The organism is Xanthomonas hortorum (genome assembly GCF_040279205.1).
In the GTDB taxonomy this organism is placed as follows: Bacteria; Pseudomonadota; Gammaproteobacteria; order Xanthomonadales; family Xanthomonadaceae; genus Xanthomonas; species Xanthomonas hortorum_F.
Genome location: NZ_JBEOLS010000103.1, coordinates 1 through 6,801 on the forward strand (window position 1 = coordinate 1; position 6,801 = coordinate 6,801).

4 protein-coding genes are annotated in these 6,801 nt (G+C 65.1%); 1 reads left to right on the plus strand and 3 read right to left on the minus strand.

The genetic code is table 11. The features are described from left to right. Window positions 1–403: 403 nt before the first annotated feature. From ABS769_RS21990 to ABS769_RS22000, 3 genes are all read right to left on the minus strand, one after another. Window positions 404–2,053 (minus strand): M28 family metallopeptidase, encoded by a 1,650-nt coding sequence (locus tag ABS769_RS21990; protein ID WP_317063305.1) that lies wholly within the window; start codon window positions 2,051–2,053, stop codon window positions 404–406. Between the two features lie 174 nt (window positions 2,054–2,227). After that, on the minus strand, window positions 2,228–3,211 hold the full coding sequence (locus ABS769_RS21995) for a GGDEF domain-containing protein (protein ID WP_317063304.1): 984 nt from the start codon (window positions 3,209–3,211) through the stop codon (window positions 2,228–2,230). Between the two features lie 264 nt (window positions 3,212–3,475). After that, the gene (locus ABS769_RS22000; protein WP_317063303.1) at window positions 3,476–4,960 is read right to left on the minus strand and encodes a SulP family inorganic anion transporter; all 1,485 of its coding nucleotides are present in this window, start codon (window positions 4,958–4,960) and stop codon (window positions 3,476–3,478) included. A gap of 211 nt (window positions 4,961–5,171) precedes the next feature. Between ABS769_RS22000 and ABS769_RS22005 the strand changes: the two genes are divergently transcribed. Further along, window positions 5,172–6,620, plus strand: coding sequence for a cellulase family glycosylhydrolase (locus tag ABS769_RS22005; RefSeq protein ID WP_350498288.1), 1,449 nt, complete (start codon window positions 5,172–5,174; stop codon window positions 6,618–6,620). Window positions 6,621–6,801 lie beyond the last annotated feature (181 nt).

Genomic DNA, 6,801 nt, shown 5'->3' on the forward strand with positions numbered 1-6,801 from the left:
CCGTCGCGGGACCTTACGCGGCATGGATGCCGCGTAAGAGCCTACATGGACGTACTTGCGGCGTGTCCCGCGAGGGTGGGCGGGCAAGGGCCCGGCAGCAAACCCGCAAATCAGCCGCCCGCAATCGACTCGCCGACTGCTTCGCTTAAGACCACACACCGACCATCCCAACTGGTCCTTGCCCGCCCACCGTCGCGGGACCTTACGCGGCATGGATGCCGCGTAAGAGCCTACACGGACGTACTTGCGGCGTGTCCCGCGACGGTGGGCGGGCAAGGGCCCTGCAGCCAAGCCGAAGATCTGCCGCTCTACGACTGACAGAAACGCAGCTAGTCGAGGGCTCGGCACCCTCACCAGAACGTTAGTCGGTCACTGGCTGAAACGCTGTCCGTCAAACACCCTCTTACTTGCGTGCCTCCTCGCTGGCATCGCGGGTGGCGCGGAACTCCGAATCGCTGCTCCAGTTTGGCCACTGGCGCGAATCGGCCAGTTGCTGGCCCAGCGCGTACAGCACGCCCAGATCGCGCGCCGCACCGGCGAAGGTCCAGTCTGGCTTCCACTCGTCGCCCTGCTGGTGATAGCGCTTGGCGGTGTAGTCGTCGGAGGCGGCCTTGCCTGCGGCCACGCCGCCCACTTCCCAGTCCTGCCCGGAGGCATACGACAGCGCCGGCACGCCGCGCTTGGCGAAGGAGAAATGATCGGAGCGGAAAAAATACCCCGCCTGCGGCTTGGGATCGGGCGTGTAGCGCAGCTTCCACTGGCCGGCCACGCTCTTGATCTGGTCGAGCAACTCCAGCTTGGCAGTGCCGTAGATGCCAAAATCGCGCGCGGGCACGAACGGGTTCATGCCGTCCATGTTGATCACCGCCACCGTGGTGTCCAGCGGGTACAGCGGCTTGGAGGCGTAGAACTCCGAACCCAGCAAGCCCTTTTCTTCGGCGGTCACCGCCAGGAATACCACCGAGCGCTCCGGCTTGGGCCCGGTGGCAAAACCGCGTGCCAGTTCCAGCAACGCCGCAGTGCCGCTGGCGTTATCCAGCGCACCATTGAAGATGGTGTCGCCGCGTGCGTCCGGCTTGCCCACGCCGATGTGGTCCCAATGCGCGCTGTAGATCAGCGTCTCGTCGGGGCGTTTGCTGCCTTCCAGGCGCGCGACCACGTTGTGCGAGGTAATCACGTCGGACTTGACCTGGTAGCTGGCGCTCAGGCCCTGGCCCTTGAGTTCGACCGGCTTGAAGCCGCGCGTTTGCGCCTGCTTCTTCAAGGTGTCGAAATCCAGCCCGGCATGCTTGAACAACTCACTGGCCAGATCGCGCTGGATCCAGCCTTCCAGGGTGGGATGGGCGCTGCGCGGGTTGTCGCGCACTACATCGAACATGGTGTTGGTGTTGGAGCTGGCCACCGTGTCCCAGCCGTAAGAGGCCGGCGCGGTTTCGTGCACCACCAGCACACCGAGCGCGCCCTGGCGCGCGCCTTCTTCATACTTGTAGGTCCAGCGGCCGTAGTAGGTCATGCCGGCACCGTCGAAGGCGCCCTTGCCGGTTTCGAAATCCGGGTCGTTGATCAGCACCACCGCGATCTTGCCCTTCAGATCCACGCCCTTGAAGTCGTCCCAGTCGCGCTCCGGCGCCTTGACCCCGTAGCCGACGAACACCAGCGGTGCGTTGGCGATGTCGACGGTGGACGAACCATCCAGCGCAGCGCGGATGGCGATCTGCTTGCCCTGGGTCAGGGTTTGCGGCTTGCCGGCATTCTGCAAAGCGATGGTCGGTGTACCGACGATATCGGCGCGGCGTAGCGGCACCGCCTGAGTCCATGCGCGCTTGCCGTTGGCGAGATCACCGCCCGGCTGCAGGCCGGCGGCAGCAAACTGTTTGCTCAGGTAGGCGATGGTCTTTTCTTCGCCGGCGGTAGCCGGGCCGCGGCCTTCGTAGGCGTCGGAGGCCAGTTCCTTGACGTCGCGCGAGATGCGCGCGCCATCAAAGGTGGGCGTCGCTGCCATGACTGCAGTCGAGACCGCCATGGCCAGCATTCCCATCGCAAGTCGCTCGATCACGGCTCGCTTCGTCACAACTTGCTTCATCACAGCTCGCTTCACTGCAGCACCCAGGTGTTGTCCAGACAGCCCTGGAGTGTAGCCACTGCGGCGTTTGACCGGGTGTGTGCATCGGCAATGCGGCTGCATCACGCAGCGCGGTACTACGTTGCCATCCATGGATGACACAACTCAGAACAGATCGACGCTGCCCACTTGCTGGGTGAGATGCTGCATCTGCCCGCTGGCGATCAACTCGGCGTAGACCTCGGCGCGGTTGCGACCGTGCTGCTTGGCCCAGTACAGCGCCTTGTCGGCCTCGTCCATCATCTGGCTGATCAAGCGGCCATGGGTCAATTCGACGATGCCGGTGCTGAGCGTGACCTTGCCTACCTGCGGGAAGGCGTACTCGGCCACTGCCTGTCGAAAGCGTTCGAACAGGCTCACCGCCGTATCCCGGTCCACCCCGCGCAGCACGATCACGAACTCCTCGCCGCCGAAGCGGAACAGCAGGTCGTCATGACGGAACGCGCGCTGCATCAGCTGGGCAACCAGCAGCAACACCTCGTCACCATACAGATGGCCGAAGCTGTCGTTGACGCGCTTGAAGTGATCGATGTCCACGATCCCCAGCCACACGCTTTCGCCTGCCGACGCGTCTGCCACACCGCCTGCGAACAAGCGCAGGATCACATCGTCGAAGGTCTTGCGGTTACGCAGCCCGGTCAATGCGTCGCGCTGGGCATCGTCGAGCAGGCTGCGGTAATTCTGGAAAAAACGCGCAAAGCCCTGCAGCATCGCCTGCTCGGCGGTGCCGGGAACGCGCGAACCACCCACGCGCAGGCACGTGCGGATGCCGCGCGCTTCCATCATCGGGTAGACCAGCAGCGCGCGGCCGTCTTCCTCCAGCTGCACCACATCGCCCGCCCCGCGTGCGTCGGCAAGCTGCGCACGCAGTTGCGCGTCGCGGATCTCGGCCACCGTCAACGACAGCCGGCCGTCCTCGCGCAGCCGGGTTTCGGCCATGGTGCGGCCGTCCGGAGCGATGCGCAGCAGCGAGAGTTCTTCAGCTGCGCAGACCTCGCGCACGGTGCGCAGCAGGCTCAGATCGAGCAGATCGGCATCGCGAATGGCGGTCAGGTCCACCATCCGTTCCAGTAACGGTTCGTTGGTCATCGCCGCGCCATCCCGTGCACGGACGCAGGCCCGCAGCACCGCTGGCGGCACGCAGGCAGACATCTCGGGCTGAAACGCACTGGCATCACGACGATCACCGGCAATCTTTGATGTCGGTTCATCGGCGCTATTCAGGCGAACTTGAGGTCGCTGCCCGGCCACGCTCAGCGTGCGGCCAGCCAGCCCGGGAGCCGGGTGCATGTCGGCCGCCTGCGTGTCGGCTATGTGCGGCCAGGCCGAATGCGCCCACTCGCCCTGCCGTGCTCAGGGCAGCGAAGATTCCAGCGCGTCTTCGCCCAGCGCGTGCGCTTGCATCAGCCGCCGGCTGCTGGCGTTCAAGCCCGTGACCTGCACCTCCAGGCCATGGTGACGCAGCCGCTGCACCACTTTGTCCAGCGCCGCCACCGCGGTGATATCCCAGAAATGCGCGCGGCTTACGTCGATCAGCACCGTGCGGCCGGGGACCTGGCGTGCGTCGAAGGCATCGATGAACACGTCGGCCGAGGCGAAGAACACCTGCCCGCGCACGCTGTAGGTGCGCACGCCATCGGCGTCGCTGTGACCGATCTGCAGCAGCCCCGCCACCTTGAAGGTGAAGAACACCCCGCTCAACACCACGCCCACTGCGACACCCGCAGCGAGGTTATGGGTGAGCAAGGTCACCGCAACGGTGGCCAGCATCACCACGCTGGAAGTGCGCGGATGGGTCACCACGGTGCGCAACGAGCGCCAGTCGAAGGTCTCGGCCGAGACCATCACCATGATCGCCACCAACGCCACCACTGGCACCTGCGACACCCACGGCTTGAGCGCCACCATCAGGATCAGCAGGAACACGCCGGCAAACAAGGTCGACAAGCGCCCACGCCCGCCGTATTTCACGTTGCCCACGGTCTGCCCGATCATGCCGCAGCCGGCAATGCCGCCGAACAGGCTGGCAGCGGTGTTGGCCAGACCCAGCCCGGTGCACTCGCGGTTCTTGTTGCTCGGGGTGTCGGTGAGTTCGTCGACCACACGTGCGGTCATCAGCGATTCGAGCAGCCCCACCATCGCGATGGCCAGCGCCGGCAGGGCGATGATGCGCAAGGTCTCCAGCGTCAGCGGCACCGACGGCCATTGCAGGACCGGCAGTGCGTTGGGCAGCTTGCCCAGGTCGGCCACGGTCTTCAGCGGCAGATGCAAGGCCGTGCTTGCAACGGTCAGCAGCAGGATGCACAGCAACGGCGAGGGAATCGCCGACACGCCGGGCAGGCGCAGCCGCGGCAGCCCGTAGATGATCGCCAGGCCCACGCCCAGCATCACCCAGGTGGTGAGGTTGGCGCCGTGCAGATGCGGCAGCTGCGCGGCGAAGATCAGCACCGCCAACGCGTTGACAAAGCCGGTGCGCACCGAGCTGCTGACAAAGCGCATCAGCACGCCCAGCCGCAGCACCCCGAACAGGATCTGCACCGCGCCGGCCAGCAACCCGGCCGCCAGCAGATACGGCAACCCATGCGTGGCCACCAGCGGTGCGGCCACCAACGCCACCGAGCCGGCCGCAGCAGAAATCATCGCCGGGCGTCCACCGCAAAACGCAATCACGATGCCAATGACGAAGGACGCAAACAGCCCCACCTGCGGGTCCACGCCGGCCACGAAGGCGAACGCAATCACTTCGGGAATCAAGGCAAACGTTGCGACCGCACCGGCCATCAGTTCGCGCGCAGGTGAGGCGCGCCATTGCGCCAATTCGGCACGCAAGAAGGACATTGGAAGACACTCCGGGGACAGAAAGGACAGCCTGCGGACACTGCGCAGCGGCAATAGTGTGCGGGAAAGCGACCCCGCCCGCAGCCTGCGCGTGATCGGTGCGGCAATGCGCTTTTCTGTGGCTGGGGTCACGCCACATAAAACGGCCGCGGACCAAGATGCCCCCCTCACCGCGCCCGATTGTCGGGCTCGGTTCTCTAGGGAGATCACCATGTCCATTTTCAGGACTGCAAGCACGCTCGCACTGGCCACGGCACTGGCACTAGCCGCCGCACCGGCCTTCAGCTATTCCATCAGCAACAACAAGATTGTCGACGACAAAGGCAAGGTGGTGCAGCTCAAAGGCGTCAACGTGTTCGGTTTCGAGACCGGCAACCATGTCATCCATGGCCTGTGGGCGCGCAACTGGAAGGAGATGATCAACCAGATACAGGGCCTGGGCTTCAACGCCGTGCGTCTGCCGTTCTGCCCGGCCACGCTGCGCGCCACCACCATGCCCAGCAGCATCGACTACGGCCGTAACCCCGATCTGCAAGGCCTGACCTCGCTGCAGATCCTCGACAAGGTGATCAACGAGTTCAACGCGCGCGGCATCTACGTGCTGCTGGATCACCACACCCCCGATTGCGGCGCCATTTCCGAGCTCTGGTACACCAGTTCGTATTCCGAAGCGCAGTGGCTGGACGACCTGCGCTTTGTCGCCAACCGCTACAAGAACGTGCCCAGCGTGATCGGTGTGGATCTGAAGAACGAACCGCACGGCGCCGCCACCTGGGGCACCGGCAACGCGGCCACCGACTGGAACAAGGCCGCCGAGCGCGGGTCGGCCGCAGTGCTGGCCGTGGCGCCCAAGTGGATCATTGCGGTGGAAGGCATCACCGACAATCCGGTGTGCTCGACCAATGGCGGCATCTTCTGGGGCGGCAATCTGCAGCCGCTGGCCTGCACGCCGTTGAACATTCCGGCCAACCGCCTGCTGCTGGCACCGCATGTGTACGGGCCGGACGTGTTCGTGCAGTCGTACTTCAACGACAGCAACTTCCCCAACAACATGCCGGCGATCTGGGAGCGCCATTTCGGCAAGTTTGCCGGCACCCATGCACTGCTGCTGGGCGAATTCGGCGGCAAGTACGGCGAAGGCGATGCGCGCGACAAGGTGTGGCAGGACGCGCTGGTGAAGTACCTGCGCAGCAAGGGCATCAACGAGGGCTTCTATTGGTCGTGGAATCCCAACAGCGGCGACACCGGCGGCATCCTGCGCGACGACTGGATCAGCGTGCGCGAAGACAAGATGACCTTGTTGCGGACCTTGTGGGGCACGGTGAGCAGCACCACGCCGACGCCTACTCCCACACCGACTCCCACGCCAACGCCAACCCCGACGCCCACTCCGACACCGACTCCCACTGGCAGCTTCAGCACCAAGGTGATCGTGGACAGCAGCTGGAGCGGCGGCTCCTGCAATCGCGTGCAGGTCACCAACACCGGCACCGGGAGCGGCACCTGGGCGATTTCGCTGCCGGTCACCGGCACCGTCAACAACGCCTGGAATGTCACCTGGTCGCAGAGCGGCAGCACGCTCAAGGCCAGCGGCGTGGACTTCAATCGCACCCTGGCAGCGGGTGCAACCGCTGAATTCGGTTTCTGCGCGGCCAGCTGAGTGCGGTGAGGCGGGCACGCAGCGCGTGTCCGCCGTTGCGCTACACGCTGCGGGCAGTTTGCAATGTAAGGATGCAGGTGACGGGTATCGATCGATGGATCCATGCCCGCCACCTGCATGACCTCGTAGGAGCGCCCTCGGGCGCGATGAAGCGTTATCGATAACGCTTCATCGCGCCATG